This window comes from Mesorhizobium waitakense (genome assembly GCF_056431085.1).
Genome location: NZ_JBWKME010000016.1, coordinates 1 through 18,213, shown reverse-complemented (window position 1 = coordinate 18,213; position 18,213 = coordinate 1). Strand labels below are relative to the sequence as shown.

At 64.2% G+C, this 18,213-nt stretch carries 16 protein-coding genes; all 16 read left to right on the top strand.

Annotated elements, in window-relative coordinates; genetic code table 11:
• Positions 1-48: 48 nt before the first annotated feature.
• The 16 genes from AC07FD_RS02690 to AC07FD_RS02615 all read left to right on the top strand — a co-directional run bounded on the left by AC07FD_RS02690 (position 49) and on the right by AC07FD_RS02615 (position 18,040).
• Positions 49-1,164: an ABC transporter substrate-binding protein gene (locus tag AC07FD_RS02690; protein WP_478348534.1), complete on the top strand. Its 1,116-nt coding sequence runs from the start codon at positions 49-51 to the stop codon at positions 1,162-1,164.
• 25 nt (positions 1,165-1,189) lie between these two features.
• Positions 1,190-2,023, top strand: coding sequence for an ABC transporter permease (locus tag AC07FD_RS02685; protein WP_095089919.1), 834 nt, complete (start codon positions 1,190-1,192; stop codon positions 2,021-2,023).
• Positions 2,023-2,829: an ABC transporter permease gene (locus AC07FD_RS02680; protein WP_478348533.1), complete on the top strand. Its 807-nt coding sequence runs from the start codon at positions 2,023-2,025 to the stop codon at positions 2,827-2,829. Before AC07FD_RS02685 ends, AC07FD_RS02680 begins: the two co-directional genes overlap by 1 nt.
• An 82-nt stretch (positions 2,830-2,911) precedes the next feature.
• Positions 2,912-3,319, top strand: a complete 408-nt coding sequence (locus AC07FD_RS02675; protein ID WP_478348532.1) for a DUF3168 domain-containing protein — start codon at positions 2,912-2,914, stop codon at positions 3,317-3,319.
• A 169-nt stretch (positions 3,320-3,488) separates the two neighbouring features.
• Entirely contained in the window at positions 3,489-3,788 is a 300-nt protein-coding gene (locus AC07FD_RS02670) for a hypothetical protein (RefSeq protein ID WP_478348531.1), read from the top strand.
• Positions 3,789-3,878: 90 nt separating this feature from the next.
• Positions 3,879-4,544: a response regulator transcription factor gene (locus tag AC07FD_RS02665; RefSeq protein ID WP_023812809.1), complete on the top strand. Its 666-nt coding sequence runs from the start codon at positions 3,879-3,881 to the stop codon at positions 4,542-4,544.
• The gene (locus tag AC07FD_RS02660) at positions 4,528-5,961 is read left to right on the top strand and encodes an ATP-binding protein (RefSeq protein WP_478348530.1); all 1,434 of its coding nucleotides are present in this window, start codon (positions 4,528-4,530) and stop codon (positions 5,959-5,961) included. The genes AC07FD_RS02665 and AC07FD_RS02660 overlap by 17 nt, the downstream gene beginning before the upstream one ends.
• Positions 5,958-6,575, top strand: coding sequence for a hypothetical protein (locus AC07FD_RS02655; protein WP_478348529.1), 618 nt, complete (start codon positions 5,958-5,960; stop codon positions 6,573-6,575). Before AC07FD_RS02660 ends, AC07FD_RS02655 begins: the two co-directional genes overlap by 4 nt.
• A 124-nt stretch (positions 6,576-6,699) precedes the next feature.
• Positions 6,700-7,839 (top strand): c-type cytochrome biogenesis protein CcmI, encoded by a 1,140-nt coding sequence (gene ccmI, locus AC07FD_RS02650; protein ID WP_457150985.1) that lies wholly within the window; start codon positions 6,700-6,702, stop codon positions 7,837-7,839.
• A 7-nt stretch (positions 7,840-7,846) separates the two neighbouring features.
• Positions 7,847-8,290 carry a cytochrome c maturation protein CcmE gene (ccmE, locus tag AC07FD_RS02645; RefSeq protein ID WP_095089931.1) on the top strand — a complete coding sequence of 148 codons (444 nt, stop codon included), beginning with the start codon at positions 7,847-7,849 and terminating at the stop codon, positions 8,288-8,290.
• Between the two features lie 71 nt (positions 8,291-8,361).
• Positions 8,362-10,353, top strand: coding sequence for a heme lyase CcmF/NrfE family subunit (locus tag AC07FD_RS02640; RefSeq protein ID WP_478348528.1), 1,992 nt, complete (start codon positions 8,362-8,364; stop codon positions 10,351-10,353).
• A complete protein-coding gene (locus AC07FD_RS02635; protein ID WP_478348527.1) occupies positions 10,350-10,817 on the top strand; it encodes a cytochrome c-type biogenesis protein in 468 nt (155 codons plus the stop codon). The genes AC07FD_RS02640 and AC07FD_RS02635 overlap by 4 nt, the downstream gene beginning before the upstream one ends.
• Positions 10,818-10,948: 131 nt before the next feature.
• The gene (locus tag AC07FD_RS02630) at positions 10,949-12,502 is read left to right on the top strand and encodes a Do family serine endopeptidase (protein ID WP_478348526.1); all 1,554 of its coding nucleotides are present in this window, start codon (positions 10,949-10,951) and stop codon (positions 12,500-12,502) included.
• A 360-nt stretch (positions 12,503-12,862) separates the two neighbouring features.
• Positions 12,863-13,537 carry a response regulator transcription factor gene (locus AC07FD_RS02625; RefSeq protein WP_379106045.1) on the top strand — a complete coding sequence of 225 codons (675 nt, stop codon included), beginning with the start codon at positions 12,863-12,865 and terminating at the stop codon, positions 13,535-13,537.
• Between the two features lie 7 nt (positions 13,538-13,544).
• Positions 13,545-15,020, top strand: coding sequence for a sensor histidine kinase (locus AC07FD_RS02620; protein ID WP_478348525.1), 1,476 nt, complete (start codon positions 13,545-13,547; stop codon positions 15,018-15,020).
• Complete coding sequence (locus AC07FD_RS02615; protein ID WP_478348524.1) at positions 15,020-18,040, top strand: bifunctional [glutamine synthetase] adenylyltransferase/[glutamine synthetase]-adenylyl-L-tyrosine phosphorylase; 3,021 nt, start codon at positions 15,020-15,022, stop codon at positions 18,038-18,040. Before AC07FD_RS02620 ends, AC07FD_RS02615 begins: the two co-directional genes overlap by 1 nt.
• Positions 18,041-18,213 lie beyond the last annotated feature (173 nt).

Sequence of the window (18,213 nt, the reverse complement as noted above, 5' to 3'; positions counted from 1 at the left end):
AGCGCCACCGCTTTCCGGTACTATCAACGACAAAAAAGGGGAACTGACATGACAAATGACACCAAGAAACAAGCCATCGAGAGCCTGTCCGCAAGGGCAGGGCGCGGCGAGATTTCGCGCCGGCAATTCGCACAGCTGGCGGCAATCGTGCTGGCCGGCACGCCGATGCTGTTGCGCTCGACCGGAGCCTTCGCCGCTGCGAAGGAACTGGTGCTGGTCAACTGGGGCGGCGACGCCATCACGGCCTATGATGCCGCCTATGGCCAGGCCTTCACCAAGGACACCGGCATCACTGTCAAGATGGACGGCTCCGGCCCGACAGAAGGCGCGATCGCCGCGCAGTTCAAGAGCGGCGCGCCGACCTGGGATCTCGTCGACGTCGATCCGTTCTCGGCCATCACGCTCGGCGCGCAAGGCATGCTCGAGCCGATCGACTACAACATCGTCGACAAGAAGAAGATGCGGCCCGGCTTCGGCTGGGACTACGCCGCCTCGACCTATTTCTTCTCCTATGTCATCGCCTATGATTCCGAGAAATACGGCAAGGACGCCCCGACCGGCATGGCCGATTTCTTCGACGTGAAGAAATTTCCCGGCAAGCGCTCGCTCTACAAATGGGGCGTGTCGAGCTGGGAGGCAGCGCTTCTGGCCGACGGCATCGCGCCCGCGTCGCTCTATCCGCTCGACCTGAAGCGCGCGCATGACAAGATCGCCGCCTTCAAGGAGAACGTCGTTGCCTATTGGGGCGGCGGCGCCGAAAGCCAGAGCGTGCTGCTCAATGGCGAGGCCTCGATGGCGATCGTCTGGTCGACCCGCGCCTCGCTGATCGAGCAGGATTCCGGCGGCAAGATCAAGTTCATCTGGGACCAGGGACTGATCTCGCCCGGCGCGCTCGCCGTGCTCAAGGGCAATCCCGGCGGCAAGGACGCGGCGATGAAGTTCATCGCCAGCGCCCAGGACCCGCAAAAGCAGCTGGTCATGTTCGACAAGCTCGGCCAGGGTCCAGCAAACCCGGCCGCCGACGCGCTGATCCCCGCCGACAAGAAGCGCATCAACCCGGTCGACCCCGAGAACATGAAGAAGCAGATCGCGCTCGATATGGACTGGTACGCCAAGAACTACGGGCCGGCACTCGACGAATACACCAAGATCATCTCCGCCTGACCGAGGCAGGGATTATCGGGTCGACATGAGAGCATATCTCTCCGACAGGATGGGCGCGGCGCTGTTGATGGCGCCGCTGCTCCTGTTTCTTGTGCTGGCTTATGCATGGCCGTTCCTCGGTGTCGTCAAATGGAGCTTTACGCTGCCGACGCCGGGGCTCGGCCAGTATGAGGCGCTGCTCACCGACGATCTGGTGCAGTCGGTGTTCATCCGCACGCTGCGCATCGCGGCGGTCGTCACCGTGGTCTCGGTGGCGGCTGCCTATGCCATCACCGTCGTCTGGGTGCGCGGAACCCCGGCTCAGCGCCTGGTTGCCGAGTTCTGCATTCTCGTTCCCTTCTGGATCTCGGTACTGACCCGCGCCTTCGGCTGGGTGGCGCTTTTGTCCAATCGCGGCCTGATCAACACCTGGCTGCAGGCGATCGGCTTCATTTCCGAACCGCTGGCGCTCGTGCGCAACGAATTCGGCGTCATCGTCGGCATGACGCATTTCCTCATTCCTTTCGCCGTCTTTCCGCTGGCGTCTGCCATGCGCAGCCTTGACGACCGCGTGCTGCTGGCCGCGCGCGGGCTCGGCTCCAGCCGCATGCGCACCTTCTGGTCGGTCTTCGTGCCCATGACCCGCTCCGGCATCATCGGTGCGGCCCTCATCGTCTTCGTGTTTTCGCTCGGCTTCTTCGTGACGCCGGCGATCCTCGGCGGCGGCCGCAGCGTCATGGTCGCCGAGCTGATCTATCTGAGGATATTCCAGAGCCCGGACTGGGGGCTGGGCGCGGCGATCAGCGTCGTGCTGGTGCTGTTCGTCGGCGCGCTGATGGCGCTCTTGTTCCGTTATGTCAGACCGAAGCAATTGATCTGATGCCGACTTATCGCCCCGGTCCCGTCTCCCTGATCATCGCAGCCTTCGTGGCGCTGTTCCTGCTGATGCCCTTGCTCGCCGTCATCCCGGTGTCGCTGACGCCGAGCCGCATGCTGGCGATGCCATCCGGCGAACTGTCGCTGCGCCACTACAGGGCGCTGATCGAGGATCCGCGCTGGATCGACTCGATCCTGCTCAGCATCCGCATCGGCATCGTCAGCAGCGCCTTTTCCACCGTGCTGGCACTGTGCTTCAGCCTCGGCGTGTGGATGTTCCAGCCGCGTTTCACCGCGGCGCTCGTCGGCTTCGTGCTGCTGCCCATGGTCGTACCGCCGGTGGTCTCGGCCATCACGCTCTACTTCCTCCTCACCTCGCTCTCCGGCTTCAGCTCGCTCTTCGGCTACGACACCTGGCTTGGCGTTGCCATGGCGCACTCGGTGATGACGGTGCCTTTCGCCACCGTGCTGATGCTGGTGTCGCTCAGCCAGCTCGACCGGCGCATCGATCTCGCCGCGCGCGGCCTTGGCGCCTCGGTATGGGAGCGCGCCACCCGCATCATCATGCCCAACATCAAGTTCGGCATCATCACCGCGGCACTTTTGTCCTTCGTGCTGTCCTGGGAAGAGATCGGCGTCACGCTGTTCATCACCTCGGTCAACGCCATCACGCTGCCCAGGCTGATGTGGATGGGGCTGCGCGACAACATCGATCCGGCGATCGCCGCGCTTTCCGTGATTCTGATCATCATCACGGTGCTGGTGCTTGCGCTGCGCAGTTTCGTGGTTAGGTTGCGCGGCGTCCGCTGATTGGCAAGCCGGACAGAATCCGGATACCCTTGAGGGGCAATCCCGGCACATGATCCGCAAGCCGCTACGATGAGGGAAAACGATGACCGCGTCCGGCGACTTGCAGCAGGCCTTGTTCCAGAGATTGAGGAGCGATGGATCGCTGTCGGCGCTGCTGGGCGGCGCCGGGCTGCTCGAACACGCGGCCGACAATGCCGCCTTTCCCCACGTAACATGTGGCCAGACCAGCGCCTTCGACTGGGATACCGGGGTCCAGAACGATGCCGATCAACTGGTCACGCTGCACGTCTGGTCGAAGACACATGGCGAGGCCGAAACGCGTGCCATCATGGACAGCATCAAGGCGCGCCTCGCCGACGCGGTGCTGATCATCGGCCCGCGTGGACAGACACGCCTCGTGCTGGAATTCGCCGAGGCCCGCTATGACGAGGACCTGCTCGTGCATCATGGTTTGCTGCGTTTTCGCGCCATAACGCAGGATAGTGACTGATGCGCTTTCAATATGGTCCAAACGGGGTCTAGACTGACACTTCAGGGATTTCGTCGGGTGGGCGGCGAAATCCGATCGGTCGTCTCGCGTTTCAGGGGGTAGCGGGCATGGTCTTGGTGGCGTTCACTGTTCATTTCACGTTCAGCACCGATGCGTTACAACGCCAGCCATGAAAACGCTTCGCTCCCACTTCCGAACCGCGACACTGGCGCTCTGTGCTGCCGGGCTGTTTGCGTCGCAGGCGATGGCGACACCGGTCATCACGCCTGACCAGGGCGGCCCGATCGTTTTGGCGGCTTCCGATTGCTACGCCATCGGCCAGCAGGTGGCCGCGCAGAATGGCGGAACGCTGGCCAAGGCCTCGCAATCGACCCGCGGCGGCCAGCCGGTCTGCGTCATCGTCGTGCTCGTCCCGGGCAAGGACGGGCAGCGTCCGCGCCGCTCCGAAATCATCGTGCCGCAGAACTGATCAATCTTTCATCTTACAGGCCTTCGTTTCCCAGGCCGCCGGAATCGGCCTATATCTGCCCCCAGCTCATCAACAGGTATCGATTTTCGCATGCGCGTACTCGTCGTCGAGGATGACAAGGATCTCAACCGGCAGATATCGGACGCGCTGGTCGATGCCGGCTATGTCGTCGACCGCGCCTTCGATGGCGAGGAGGGGCATTTCCTCGGCGACACCGAGCCCTACGATGCCGTCGTGCTCGACATCGGCCTGCCGCAGATGGATGGCATCAGCGTGGTCGAGCGGTGGCGTCGCGGCGGCCGCAAGATGCCGGTGCTGATCCTGACGGCGCGCGATCGCTGGAGCGACAAGGTCTCCGGCATCGACGCCGGCGCCGACGACTATGTCACCAAGCCGTTCCACATCGAGGAGGTGCTGGCGAGGCTCAGGGCCCTGATCCGGCGCGCCGCCGGCCATGCCTCGTCCGAACTGACCTGCGGGCCGCTACGCCTCGACACCAAGGCGTCGAAGGCCGATGTCGACGGCGTGCCGCTGAAACTGACCTCGCACGAGTTTCGCCTGCTTGCCTATCTGATGCATCATATGGGCGAGGTGGTCTCGCGGACCGAACTGGTCGAACATCTCTACGACCAGGATTTCGACCGCGATTCCAACACCATCGAGGTCTTTGTCGGGCGACTGCGCAAGAAGATGGGCATCGACATGATCGAAACCGTGCGCGGCATGGGCTACCGCATGCGTGAGCCGGAGGCGTAACTCGGAACCGCTCAAACAAACCGCAAGGACGCCGCTTTCGCTGCGTTTGTGGCCGCGTTCGCTGACGTTCCGTGTGATCGCCTTTTCCACGGTGTGGGCGATCGTGACCCTTGTCATCATCTTCACCCTGATCACCACGCTCTATCGCCAAGCCAGCGAGCGCGGCTTCGACAGCCTGCTTTCGGCGCATCTGTTCAACCTGATCGGCTCCATCGGCATTTCCGACAGCGGTGCGCTCACCGGCGCTCCCGATCTCGGTGACCTGCGGTTCTCGGAGCCGAATTCGGGCTGGTACTGGTCGGTGGAACCTGCTTCGGAAGGCGTGCACGGAGATCTTCACTCATCGTCGATGACCAAGACGATCCCATCGCCCGATGTCGCCGATGTGCCCTTCAATTCCAGTTTCCAGCGCAGCTATGCGACCGAAGGCATCAACGGCGAGCAGCTCGAAGTGTTCGAGAGCGAATTCGTTCTCGACTCCAAGAACCGCGCTGCGCGCTTCCGCGTCATGGGCAACCAGAGCGAACTCGAACAGGAAATCTCGACCTTCCAGCGCCGCCTGCTGACCTATCTCAGCCTGTTCGGTGTTGGCATGATCGCGATCAACGCGATCGCCATCCTGCTCGGCCTGCAGCCGCTGCGCCGGGTCAGGAATGCACTTGCCATGGTGCGCGAGGGCACTGCGCACAGGCTCGACGGCCAGTTTCCGGCCGAGATCGAACCGCTTGCCAACGAAACCAATGCGTTGATCGAAAACAACAGGCGTATCGTCGAGCGGTCGCGAACCCAGGTCGGCAATCTCGCCCACTCGCTGAAGACGCCGCTGGCGGTGCTGCTCAACGAGGGCCGGGCGCTTGGCGGCGCCAAGGGGCAGTTGATTGCCGAACAGGCCGCTTCCATGCAGAAGCAGGTCGATCACTATCTGCAGCGAGCCCGTGTCGCGGCGCAGCGCGACAGCGTCGTCTACCGCACGCCGGTGGCGCCCCTGGTGCAGCGCATGGTGCGGGTTTTGCAGAAACTCAACCCGCAGACCAACCTGTCGCTGGCGCTGCCGGCGACCGACATCGTCTTTGCCGGCGAGCGCGAAGACCTTGAGGAATTGCTCGGCAATCTGCTCGAAAACGCGATGAAATGGGCCAAGAGCGCGGTGTTGGTATCGGTCGTGCCTTTGACCGGCAAGGACGAGGCGGCCAGCCTGTTTGAGATCAGCATCGAGGATGACGGCCCGGGCATTCCCGAGGACAAGGCGCGCGAGGCGATGAAGCGTGGACGGCGCCTCGATGAGACAAAGCCCGGAACAGGTCTGGGGCTGGCCATTGTCGCCGACCTCGTCAACGAGTATGGAGGCGTTCTGGCGCTCGAACGGTCCGGCATGGGCGGATTGAAGGCGGTGGTGCGATTGCGGAGCCTTCAATGATGCCTTCCCGGATCAATCCGAGTTCGACGGACAGTATTTACTATGGCGGCATGTCGATTGATCCCAGCGGCCAAATTTCCGACAAATATCAATACTATGGCCACGCCGACTTCTTCGATGACGCGGCCCCCGGCTCATCCATGACAGGCTCCAACTCAAGAAAACCGGTTGTTGGCATGAAGATTCGCGTCGCGCTTGTTTCCGCATTGCTGGCCGTTTCCGGCTGCACCACCCTGAGCGGCAAGGGCCCCTCGGTTGCGCCGACGCCGGCCTCGACGCCTCCGTCCAGCGGCAAGGTCACCACGACGATCATTTCGGCAATGGACGGCGGCCTGGTCGGCGGCTCGATCGGCAACGGCCTGAGCGAGACCGAGAAGCGCAGCGCGCTCGAGGCGGAATACAAGGCGCTCGAATATACGACCAGTGGCCAGAAGGTGGCGTGGAAGGGCGACCAGGCTTCGCACTATGGCGAGGTGGTTCCGGGCCAGCCCTACCGCGTCGGTTCGCAGGACTGCCGCCAGTACACGCAGACGGTGTTTGCCGGCGGAGCCGGCGTCACGGCGCGCGGTACCGCTTGCCGCAACGCCGACGGTAGCTGGACGCCGCTGACCTGACGAACCGGATCCGGCTGATGTCCGGCCGGTTGATGTCGATCAAGGACATGCGGCGCGCCTGCCGTCAAAGCGTCGCAGGATGCATCTGTTGGCAGGGCATGGCTCTGCCTTTATTGGAAGAACCATGCTGTTCTGGGTCATAGCCGCAATTCTCACGCTGGGTGCGAGCCTGGCGGTGCTGCTGCCGCTGGCCGCCAGCTCGAACGGCGCGTCGTCGACCGGCGATCACGATCTGGAAGTCTATCGCGATCAGTTGTCCGAACTCGACCGCGACGCCGCGCGTGGCTTGATCCAGCCGGCCGAAGCGACTGAAGCGCGCGCCGAGATCGCGCGCCGCATCCTCCGCCTCGACAATGCGGCAGCGGCCGGCAAGGCATCCGTCAGGCAGGCCTCGGTCGCGGCGAGGCTGGTGGCGACCGCGGCCGTTCTGGCGGTCCCGCTGGTCAGCTGGGGGCTCTACAGCCAGCTCGGGTCTCCCGACCTGCCGTCGCAACCGCTCAGTGAACGATTGGCCAAGAATCCGGCCGACAGTTCGGTGGACGAGTTGGTGGCGCGGGCCGAGGCCCATCTTGCCGCCAATCCATCCGATGGCAGAGGGTGGGATGTGCTCGCCCCCGTCTATCTGCGCATGCAGCGCTTTTCCGATGCTGCGGCGGCCTATCGCAACGCCATTCGCCTCGACGGCGACAGCGCGGTCCGCCGGGCCGGTCTTGGCGAGGCGATCGCCAATGCGGCAGGCGGCATTGTCTCGGCCGATGCCCAGGATGCCTTTGAGGCCGCACTGAAGCTCGATCCGGCCAATGCGAAAGCCAGCTTCTACCTGGCCATGGCGCTGGCGCAGGAGGGCCGCGCCAAGGAGGCGGTCGCGTCCTGGCAGGCGATGCTGGGCAGGCTGCCACCGGATTCGCCATGGCGCGGCGCGGTTGAGCAGGCGCTGGCCAAATCCGGCAGCCCCGAAGTCGCCTCCGGCGGCGCCACCAACGGCCCCAATGCCGGCGATGTCGACGCCGCTTCCTCCATGTCTCCCGCCGACAGGGAAGCCATGATCAACACCATGGTCGCTGGTCTCGACGACAAACTGCGGCAGAATCCGCGTGACCCGGAAGGATGGATGCGGCTCGTTCGTTCGTATGTCGTGCTCGGCAAGGCCGACCAGGCGCGTGACGCGCTGGGTCGCGCTATTGCCGTCTTCGGAGCCGACAGTGACGAAGCCAAGAAATTCACCGCCTTTGCCGCCTCGCTTGGCCTGACGGCGACGGAGTAGGACTGACATGACGCGCAAGCAGAAACGATTGTCGGTGATCGCGGGCGGGCTGGCCTTCCTGGGCGCCGCCACCGGGCTGACCTTCTATGCGCTTGGCCAGAAGGCGTCCTATTTCTACATGCCGGCCGACCTCACCACCGCCAGTGTCCAGCCCGGCCAGCGCATCAGGCTGGGCGGACTGGTCGAAAAAGGCACGATCCAGCGCGGGCAGGGGGCGACGGTCGCCTTTTCGGTCACCGACACGCACAAATCGGTCAAAGTCACCTACACCGGCATCCTGCCCGACCTTTTCCGCGAAGAGCAGGGCGTCATCACCGAGGGCAGTTTCGGCCCTGACGGCACCTTCGTTGCCGACAGCGTGCTGGCCAAGCATGATGAGCGCTACATGCCCAAGGAGGTGGCCGACGGCCTGAAGGCCAAGGGCGTCTGGCAGGAGAGCAAGAGTGAGTAAGCAGGTTCCGCAAAGGGATCCCACGGTTTTGCGGCAAGAACCTGCGGCAAAACAAAAGTCTGGGCGCAACCATGGTTGAAACCGGACATTTCGCGCTGGTCCTGGCGTTTGCGCTTTCGCTGGTGCAGACGATCGTGCCGTTGTTTGGCGCACGCCTGAACAACCAGCGCCTGATGGCTGTCGGCGGTCCGGTCGCGGTGACAGGCTTTGCCTTGACGGCGCTGTCCTTCGTAGCGCTCGCGAGCGCCTATGCGAGTTCCGATTTCTCGGTGGCGAGCGTGTGGGAAAACTCGCATTCGCTGCAGCCGCTGATCTACAAGATCACCGGAACCTGGGGCAATCACGAAGGCTCGATGCTGCTCTGGGTGCTGATCCTGACCTTCTTCGGCGCGCTTGTCGCCGCCTTCGGATCAAACCTGCCGGCGACGCTGCGCGCCAATGTGCTGGCCGTGCAAGGCGCCATCGGCGCCGCCTTCTTCCTGTTCATCCTGGCGACATCCAATCCGTTCATCCGGCTCAATCCGGCGCCGATCGAAGGCCGCGATCTCAACCCGATCCTGCAGGACCTCGGCCTCGCCATCCACCCGCCGTTTCTCTATCTCGGCTATGTCGGCTTCTCGATCTGCTTTTCCTTCTCGGTCGCCGCCCTCATCGAAGGGCGCATCGACGCGTCCTGGGCGCGTTGGGTGCGGCCGTGGACCCTGGTCGCCTGGATGTTCCTGACCGGCGGCATCGCCATGGGCTCGTACTGGGCCTATTACGAGCTCGGCTGGGGTGGCTTCTGGTTCTGGGACCCGGTCGAGAACGCCTCCTTCATGCCGTGGTTGGCCGGCACCGCGCTGCTGCATTCGGCCATCGTCATGGAAAAGCGGTCGGCGCTGAAGATCTGGACGCTGCTGCTTGCCATCCTGACCTTTTCGCTGTCGCTGCTCGGCACCTTCCTGGTCCGCTCGGGCGTGCTGACCTCCGTCCACGCCTTCGCCACCGATCCGACACGCGGCGTCTTCATCCTGTGCATCCTGACGCTGTTCATCGGCGGTTCGCTGGCGCTGTTCGCGGTGCGTGCCTCCCGGTTGACGGCCGGCGGCCTGTTTCACCCGATTTCGCGCGAAGGTGCGCTCGTCCTCAACAATCTGTTCCTGACCACGGCGACCGCGACTGTGCTCGTCGGCACGCTCTATCCGCTCGCCGTTGAGGCTTTCTCGGCCGACAAGATCTCGGTCGGCGCGCCGTTCTTCAACCTGACCTTCGGCCCGCTGATGGTGCCGCTGCTGGTGATGGTTCCGTTCGGGCCGCTGCTGGCCTGGAAGCGCGGCGATGTCTTCGCCGTCGCCCAACGCCTGATGGTGGCCTTTGCCGCCGCCCTTCTGGCGACGCTGGTCACCGCTCTGTTCATCGACGGCGCCTCGGTGTTCGCCGCACTTGGCGTCGGCCTCGCCGTCTGGCTGATCCTTGGCGCGCTCACCGATCTCGCGGTCAAGTCAGGCTTCGGCAACGTTGCTGCCGGGAACGTGGTCAGGCGCCTGCTCGGCTTGCCACGATCTGTCTTCGGCACTGCCTTTGCGCATCTTGGCCTTGGCCTTACCACGCTCGGCATCGTCGGCACGCTTTGCTTCGGCACGGAAAAAATCCTGTCGATGCATGCCGGCGAAACCGTCGAACTGTCCGGCCACACGCTGCGTTTCGTCGGGCTCTACCCTGCCCAGGGTCCGAACTACAGCGAGGATCGCGGCCGCTTCGAGCTGATCGGCGTCAGCGGCAGCGCGCTTGGCGAAATCAGCTCCGCCAAGCGTTTCTATCCGGTGCGGCAGATGACGACGACGGAGTCGGGCATCAGGACGATGGGCCTCTCCCAGCTCTACATCTCGCTCGGCGACGAGGGCAAAGACGGCTCCGTCGTGGTGCGCCTGTGGTGGAAGCCGCTGGTGACGCTGATCTGGGGCGGCGGCCTGGTGATGATGGCAGGCGCGGCCATGTCGCTGATGGACAGGCGCCTGCGTGTCGGCGCGCCGTCGCGCCGGCGCAAGCAGGCCAGTGCCGTGCCGTCCGCGGGCCTGCCATGAGCGCACGGCTTTCGCTGACCTCGATCGTGCTGCTGCTGGCGCTGCTTTTCGCCGGCGCGGCACAGGCGGTGAAGCCAGACGAGATGCTGGCCGATCCGGCGCTCGAGGCGAGGGCGCGGGCGCTATCCGAAGGCCTGCGCTGCATGGTCTGCCAGAACCAGTCGATCGACGAATCCGACGCCGATCTGGCCCGCGATCTGCGCATCCTTGTGCGCCAGCGCCTCGTTGCCGGCGATACCGATCAGCAGGTGATGGACTATGTCGTGTCGCGCTACGGCGAGTTCGTCCTGCTGAAGCCGCGCTTCGAGCTGCGCAATGCCTTGCTGTGGGGTACGCCGGTCATCCTGCTGCTCGTTGGCGGCATTTTCATTGTGATGACCGCGCGGTCGCGTCGCACGCTGGCAACAAAATCCCTGTCCGCCGAAGAGCAGGCATTGTTGGACGCCATTTTGCGCCGCGACTGACGGTCGCGATCGTCGCCAAACATTACCAAAATTTCATGCGTCGGAAATAGCGCTGTAATGTGCGCCTCTCTAATTCTCTTTCCCGAGGATGCCGATCAAGGGCGTCCATTTGAAAGAGGATACGAGACCCCATGAATATTGCCCCCAATTCATATTCCGTCACCCGCAAGCGTCTGATGGCCGCCGTCGCATCCATCGCCGTTGCCGGCGCGATCGGCATCGGTGCGCTGACGACTGGAACAGGGCCCGTTCTGGCCGATGCCGTGCGTGTCGAGGCGCCGCAGGTGCCGGGCTTCGCCGACGTCGTCGAGCGCGTTTCTCCGGCCGTGGTCAGCGTCAAGGTCAAGGCCAAGATCAGCCCGGCGGCCGATGACGGCTCCGATCAGTCCGACGATCCGGACGGCATGAACAACCTGCCCAACAATCCGCAGTTGCGCCGCTTCTTCAAGGAATTCCGTGGTTTTGGCGATCAGAACGGCGAGGGTGGCGGTAATCGCCGCTTCAGCCACCGCGACCACAACAACGACCAGCCGCGACCGGTTGCTCAGGGTTCCGGCTTCTTCATCTCCGATGATGGCTATCTGGTCACCAACAACCACGTCGTCGAGGAAGGCTCGGCCTTCACCGTGGTGATGAATGACGGCAAGGAACTCGACGCCAAGCTGATCGGCACCGACCCACGCACTGATCTCGCCGTGCTCAAGGTCGACGGCGTCGGCAAGTTCACCTATGTCGACTTCGCGGACGACTCCAAGGTTCGCGTCGGTGACTGGGTGGTGGCCGTCGGCAATCCGTTCGGCCTCGGTGGCACGGTTACCGCCGGCATCGTCTCGGCCCGTGGCCGCGACATCGGCGCTGGCCCTTACGACGACTTCCTCCAGATCGACGCCTCGGTCAATCGCGGCAATTCGGGCGGCCCGACCTTCAACCTCAACGGTCAGGTCGTCGGCATCAACACCGCGATCTTCTCGCCGTCAGGTGGCAGCGTCGGCATCGCCTTCGACATTCCGGCTTCGACCGCCAAGCAGGTCGTTCAGGACCTGATGAAGAGCGGTTCCGTGCAGCGTGGCTGGCTCGGTGTCGAAATCCAGCCGGTCACCTCCGACATCGCCGAATCGCTGGGCCTGAAGTCGCAGAATGGGGCCCTGGTTTCCAGCGCCCAGGACGAGGGTCCCGGCAAGAAGGCCGGCATCATTGCTGGTGACGTGATCACCCAGGTCGACGGCAAGGACGTCGCTTCGCCGAAGGAACTGGCCCGGCTGATCGGCGCCTACTCGCCCGGCAAGTCGGTCGACGTCACCGTGTGGCGTGATGGCAAGAGCCAGACGGTCAAGGTCGATCTCGGCAAACTGCCTTCGAGCGACAAGCAGGCATCGGCCGACCAGCAGCAGCCCGCCGCTCCGGCCAAGCCCGACTCGCTGGCCGATCTCGGCCTGACCGTCACCAAGTCCGAAAACGGCAAGGGGCTTGTGGTGACCGATGTCGATCCCGACAGCGATGCCGCCGACCGCGGCATCCAGCCGGGCGACATCATCACATCGGTCAATTCGACCGAAGTGAACGCCACCGACGACGTCACCAAGGCGATGACCGAGGCAGTCAGGTCCGGCCGCAAGGCCGTGCTGATGCAGATCACCCGCGACGACAACAATCGTTTCGTCGCGCTGCCCGTCGCCAAGGGCTGAGGCACGACGCCGGAGCGTTCTTGTCTTCTCCCTGCGGATGAGGGCGCTCCGGCGGCAGGTTCGACTTTTCCAGTGCGGCGGTTTCAACACCCCCGAGCCGCCGTACGGGAAAGCATGGAGGAGAGCGCGTTAGTCAGTCATCGCGCTCTCCCCGGCGGCAGCGGGCTTCCCATCGCCCGCTGCCGCACCCTCAAGGCATGTCGTCAAAAAGCGTTTCAGCGGTCTTGGCGCAACGAGGTCGGGACAAGGATTTTTTTCGCGCGCGGCTTCGGATGATCTTGATCGCGATGCGCTTTGGCAAAGGCCACAATGCAGATGTCTGCCACTCAACCTTCCAGCGAAATCGCGTATAACGGTCCTATGAAGATTCTCGTCATAGAAGACGATCGCGAGGCTGCGGATTACTTGCAGAAAGCCTTCACCGAGGCCGGTCACACTGCCCATGTTGCCGGAGACGGCGAAACCGGCTTTGCGCTCGCCGACGCCGGCGACTACGACGTGATGGTGATCGACCGGATGATGCCGCGCCGCGACGGCCTGTCGGTCATTGCCGGCCTGAGGTCCAGGGGCAACACGACGCCGGTGCTGATCCTGTCGGCGCTCGGCGAGGTCGACGACCGGGTCACCGGCCTGCGCGCCGGCGGCGACGACTATCTGACCAAGCCCTATGCCTTCTCGGAGCTTCTGGCCCGTGTCGAGGTGCTGAACCGCCGCGCCAGCGCCAAGGAAGCGGAAACCGTCTACCGCGTCGGCGATCTGGAACTCGACAGGCTGTCGCACTCGGTCCGCCGCGCGGCGCGCGAGATCACGCTGCAGCCGCGCGAATTCCGCCTGCTGGAATATCTGATGCGCCATGCCGGCCAGGTGGTGACGCGCACCATGCTGCTCGAAAATGTCTGGGACTATCATTTCGATCCGCAGACCAATGTCATCGACGTCCATGTTTCGCGGCTGCGCGGCAAGATCGAGAAGGGCTTCGACAAGTCCATACTGCATACGGTTCGCGGCGCCGGTTACATGCTGAAGAGCGGCTAGCAGCAGCATGGCCCTATCCGTGCCAGCCATCATGAAGACGACGGCAGCGCGGCTTTCGGCGCTCTATCTCCTGCTCTTCGCGCTCTGCGCCGTGCTGCTCGTCTTCTACATGACCTCGCTGTCGGCGCGCATGCTGACCGCGCAGACGCAGGAGACCATCAACGACGAAGTGCTCGGCCTCGCTCGCGCCTATCAGCGTGGCGGCCTGCCGATCCTGGTGCGCGTCGTCGAGCAGCGCTCGCGCCAGCCCGGCGCCAACCTCTATCTGATCGCCGACGCCAACGGCCAGATACTGACAGGCAACGTGCAGAGCCTGGAGCCGGGCGTGCTCGAGACCGAAGGCTGGACCAACAGCCCGTTCTCCTATCAGCGCTTTGGTGAGGGAGAGCTCGAGCGGCAGCGCAATCTGCCGGCGGACCAGAGCACCACTCAATCCGACCCGAACGAAGCGCAGGCGCAGGGCGAAAAGGGCCACAACGCCATTGCGCTGGTGCTTCGGCTGCCCAACCAGATGATCATGCTGGTCGGCCGCGACCTCGGCGAGCCAGAGCGGTTCCGCGCCGTCATTCGCCGCGCCCTGATGCTGGCGCTCGGCATGATGGGGCTTGGGGGACTGCTGATCTGGTTCTTTGTCGGTCGCGCCGCGCTGAAGCGCATCGACGGCGTGTCGGAAGCCAGCCGCCGCATCATGGGCGGCGATCTTTCCGGCCGGTTGCCGGTCACCGGCGCTGGTGACGAGTTCGACCGGCTCTCCGAAAACCTCAATTCCATGCTGGCCAGGATCGCCACGCTCAACGAAGGCCTGAAACAGGTTTCCGACAACATCGCGCATGATTTGAAGACGCCGCTGACCCGGCTGCGCAACCGGGCCGAGGCGACGCTTTCGGGCAAGCACAAGACCACCGACTACCGCCAGGCGCTGGAAGGCACGATTGCCGAGTCCGACCAGCTGATAAAAACCTTCAACGCCATCCTGATGATCTCCCGGCTGGAGGCTGGCTACTCCTCCGAAAACACCAACCGCGTCGATCTTGCGGAAGCCGTGCGCGATGTCGTCGAGCTCTACGAACCGGTGGCGGAGGAGGCAGGCGTCTCGCTGGAGACAGACGTGCGGGAGACGGTCTTCGTCAACGGCAACCGCGAATTGATCGGCCAGGCACTGTCGAACATCGTCGACAACGCCATCAAATATTCGACCGACTCCAACGCCCAACCGGCCGTGCGCGTGGCTGTTGAGCGGATCGGTACCGAAGTTCGACTGTCGGTCGCCGACAATGGCCACGGCATTCCCGACGATGGCGACCGTGCCCGCGCGACCGAGCGTTTCGTGCGGCTGGAGAAAAGCCGTTCGCAGCCAGGTTCCGGTCTTGGCCTGAGCCTCGCCAAGGCGGTCATGACATTCCACAACGGCCGGCTTGATCTCTTGCCTGGCAATCCCGGATTATCCGTGGTCATGAGTTTCCCCTCGCGGGAGGATCACTGATGAGCGCGGCTGCGAAGCAGGTGGAGACGGATTGGCTGCTGAAGCCGGCCGCCAGGCTTGTTCCGCTCGACGAAAACCGGGCGCGGCAAGAGCTGGCCGAGATCGCTTCCGCGGCGCGGGAAGAAGGGCTGGCGCGGTTGGCCAAATTCCTGGCCGGCACGGGGACAGGCCAGGATTTCCTGGCAGCCGTCTTCGATCTGTCGCCGTTCCTGCGCGATATCGCGCGTCGCCGGCCGCAGATTTTGGACGGCCTGTTCGAACAGACGGTCGAGGCGCGGCTGAAAGCGATCGGCGCCGCCATCGGCCAGGCGCATTTGGTCGAGGCAGTCTCGGAATCCGGCCTGATGATGGAACTGCGCCAGTGGAAGGCCGAGGCGCATTTCCTGATCGCTTTGGCCGATCTTGCCGGCGAAGCCGAAACGGCACTGACGGTGCGGCGGCTAAGCGATCTGGCCGACGCTTGCACCCGCGCTGCCGTCGACTTCCTGCTGCGCGACGCGCATGGCCAGGGCAAGCTCAAGCTGCCGGATATCGACGATCCGTCGAGGCAATCGGGCTGGATCCTGCTCGGCATGGGCAAGCTTGGCGCGCACGAGCTGAATTTTTCCTCCGACATCGATCTCGTCGTCTTCTTCGATCCGGAGGCGCCCGCCGTCGTTGATCCACTTGATGCCACCGAGCTGTTTTCGCGCCTGACGCGTCGCCTGGTGCGCATCCTGCAGGACCGCACCGAGCACGCTTATGTCTTCCGCACTGATCTCAGGTTGCGCCCCGATCCCGGTTCGACACCGCTGGCGATCCCTGTCGAGGCAGCGCTGCGCTATTATGAGGCGCGCGGCCAGAACTGGGAGCGCGCCGCGATGATCAAGGCGCGTCCAGTCGCCGGCGACCTCGCCGCCGGCGCTGCCTTCCTCAAGGAGTTGCAGCCATACATCTGGCGCAAATACATGGACTACGCGGCGATTGCCGATGTCCATTCGATCAAGCGCCAGATCCACGCCCACAAGGGCCATGGCGAGATCGCCGTGAAGGGCCACAACGTCAAGCTCGGGCGCGGCGGCATCCGCGAGATCGAGTTCTTCGTCCAGACCCAGCAGCTCATCGCCGGCGGACGTTTCCCGGAACTGCGCGGGCGAGAGACCGTGCCGATGCTCGGCCAGCTTGCGGCGCGCAGCTGGATTACATCAGACGCCCGCGATGCGCTGGCTCGTCAGTACTGGTTCCTGCGGCGTGTCGAACATGCCGTGCAGATGGTTGCCGACGAGCAGACGCACACGCTGCCGGAAGACGACGAAGGGCTGGAGCGCATCGCCCACATGCTCGGCTTTGCCGATGCGGCCGACTTTTCCCAGGCCTTTCGTGCCTCGCTGCAACAGGTCGAGCGCCATTACGCCGCCCTGTTTGAAACCGCGCCGGAGCTTTCGACAGGCATCGGCAATCTGGTCTTCACCGGCGATGTCGACGATCCCGACACGCTGCGGACCTTGCACGGCCTCGGCTTTCAGCGGCCGAGCGACATCTGCCGGGTCATCCGCGGCTGGCATTTCGGCCGCTATCGCGTCACCCAGTCGGCGGAAGCGCGCGAGCGGCTGACGGAATTGACGCCGGCGCTGCTGCGGTCCTTCGGCCAGACGCGCCGGGCCGACGAAGCCTTGATACGCTTCGACGAGTTTCTCGCTGGCCTGCCTGCCGGTATCCAGCTGTTCTCCTTGCTGCAGTCCAATCCGGCCCTGTTGAAGCTCATGGCGACGATCATGGGTGCCGCACCCCGGCTGGCGGCGATCATCACGCGCCGACCGCATGTCTTCGATGGCTTGCTCGACCCGGCCTTGCTGACCGAATTGCCGGACCGTGCCTACCTGTCGGCGCGGCTTTCCGCCTTTGTCGAGGGCGACAGGCTTTATGAGGACGTGCTCGACCGGCTGCGCATTTTTGCCTCCGAGCAAAAGTTCCTGATCGGTGTCCGCTTGCTGGCCGGCTCGATCGATCCGGCTCGGGCCGGCCGCGCCTTTTCCGATCTTGCGGATCTCACCATCGAGGCGGCGTTACAGGCGGTGACCGCCGAATTCGCGGCACGCCACGGCACGATTGCCGGCGGCGTGGTTTCGCTGCTCGGCATGGGTAAGCTCGGCAGCCGCGAGCTGACCGCCGGATCGGACGTCGACCTCATCCTGCTCTACGACCACGCGCCGGATGCCGAGGAATCCGATGGCGACAAGCCGCTGGCGCCTTCGCATTACTACACCCGCATGACGCAGCGGCTGATCGCGGCCGTGTCCGCGCCAACCGCGGAAGGCGTGCTCTACGAACTCGACCTGCGCCTGCGGCCATCCGGCAACAAGGGGCCTGTGGCCACCCATGTCGATGCCTTCAAGAAGTACCAGCGCCAGGAGGCCTGGACGTGGGAGCACATGGCGCTGTCGCGGGCGCGTGCCATTGCCGGCGACGCCGGCCTGTGCGGCGAGGTTGAGGCGGAAGTGGCGGCAGTGCTTGGCCAGCCGCGCGAGGCGAAAAAGGTGATGGCCGAGGCCTCGGATATGCGCGCCATGATCGAAAAGGAAAAGCCGCCGCGCGACCTATGGGACATCAAGCTGATTCCCGGCGGCCTGATCGATCTCGAATTCATCGCCCAGGTGGCGGTGCTCACCGGGCAGGTCGAAGCCGGACCGCGTGCCCCGGCCGTGCCAATTGCACGTGCCCCGGCCGTTGCACGTGCCCCGGCCGTTAGACGTGCCACCGGCACGGCCGAAATCCTGTCGCGCCTGGCGCCGGGCTTTGCCGATGTTGGGGTCCGGCAGGAACTTGGCGATGCCTACGCGCTCTATCTGGCGCTGACCCAGATGACGCGGCTGTGCCTCACCGGAGCCTTCGAGCGCGACGATGTCCCGCCGGGGCTTTCGGATCTGCTTCTGGCGGTGACCGACCTGCCGGATTTCGGTGTGCTGGAAGCGCACCTCAAGGAGACGTCGCAAAAGGTCAGGAAGGACTTTGATCTTTTGCTTCGTGCCGGACGACCGTGAAGCGGTTCGTCCGGCCGCATCGGGGGTGGCGATGCAACAGGAGAAGACCATGAGAACGACGACCAAACTTGCCCTAAGGCTTGTTGAGATTCATCGTGAGTTTATGACGGCAGCAGCAAGATTGATGAAGGCTGCGAAGCTCTGGTCGGTTTTGTCAGCTCGCATGGCGATAC

Bases quoted from the DNA above. Each gene is read 5' to 3' on its own strand.
- AC07FD_RS02690 (WP_478348534.1), top strand. From the start codon at position 49: ATGACAAATGACACCAAGAAACAAGCCATCGAGAGCCTGTCCGCAAGG.
- AC07FD_RS02685 (WP_095089919.1), top strand. From the start codon at position 1,190: ATGAGAGCATATCTCTCCGACAGGATGGGCGCGGCGCTGTTGATGGCG.
- AC07FD_RS02680 (WP_478348533.1), top strand. From the start codon at position 2,023: ATGCCGACTTATCGCCCCGGTCCCGTCTCCCTGATCATCGCAGCCTTC.
- AC07FD_RS02675 (WP_478348532.1), top strand. From the start codon at position 2,912: ATGACCGCGTCCGGCGACTTGCAGCAGGCCTTGTTCCAGAGATTGAGG.
- AC07FD_RS02670 (WP_478348531.1), top strand. From the start codon at position 3,489: ATGAAAACGCTTCGCTCCCACTTCCGAACCGCGACACTGGCGCTCTGT.
- AC07FD_RS02665 (WP_023812809.1), top strand. From the start codon at position 3,879: ATGCGCGTACTCGTCGTCGAGGATGACAAGGATCTCAACCGGCAGATA.
- AC07FD_RS02655 (WP_478348529.1), top strand. From the start codon at position 5,958: ATGATGCCTTCCCGGATCAATCCGAGTTCGACGGACAGTATTTACTAT.
- ccmI (WP_457150985.1), top strand. From the start codon at position 6,700: ATGCTGTTCTGGGTCATAGCCGCAATTCTCACGCTGGGTGCGAGCCTG.
- ccmE (WP_095089931.1), top strand. From the start codon at position 7,847: ATGACGCGCAAGCAGAAACGATTGTCGGTGATCGCGGGCGGGCTGGCC.
- AC07FD_RS02640 (WP_478348528.1), top strand. From the start codon at position 8,362: ATGGTTGAAACCGGACATTTCGCGCTGGTCCTGGCGTTTGCGCTTTCG.
- AC07FD_RS02635 (WP_478348527.1), top strand. From the start codon at position 10,350: ATGAGCGCACGGCTTTCGCTGACCTCGATCGTGCTGCTGCTGGCGCTG.
- AC07FD_RS02630 (WP_478348526.1), top strand. From the start codon at position 10,949: ATGAATATTGCCCCCAATTCATATTCCGTCACCCGCAAGCGTCTGATG.
- AC07FD_RS02625 (WP_379106045.1), top strand. From the start codon at position 12,863: ATGAAGATTCTCGTCATAGAAGACGATCGCGAGGCTGCGGATTACTTG.
- AC07FD_RS02620 (WP_478348525.1), top strand. From the start codon at position 13,545: ATGGCCCTATCCGTGCCAGCCATCATGAAGACGACGGCAGCGCGGCTT.
- AC07FD_RS02615 (WP_478348524.1), top strand. From the start codon at position 15,020: ATGAGCGCGGCTGCGAAGCAGGTGGAGACGGATTGGCTGCTGAAGCCG.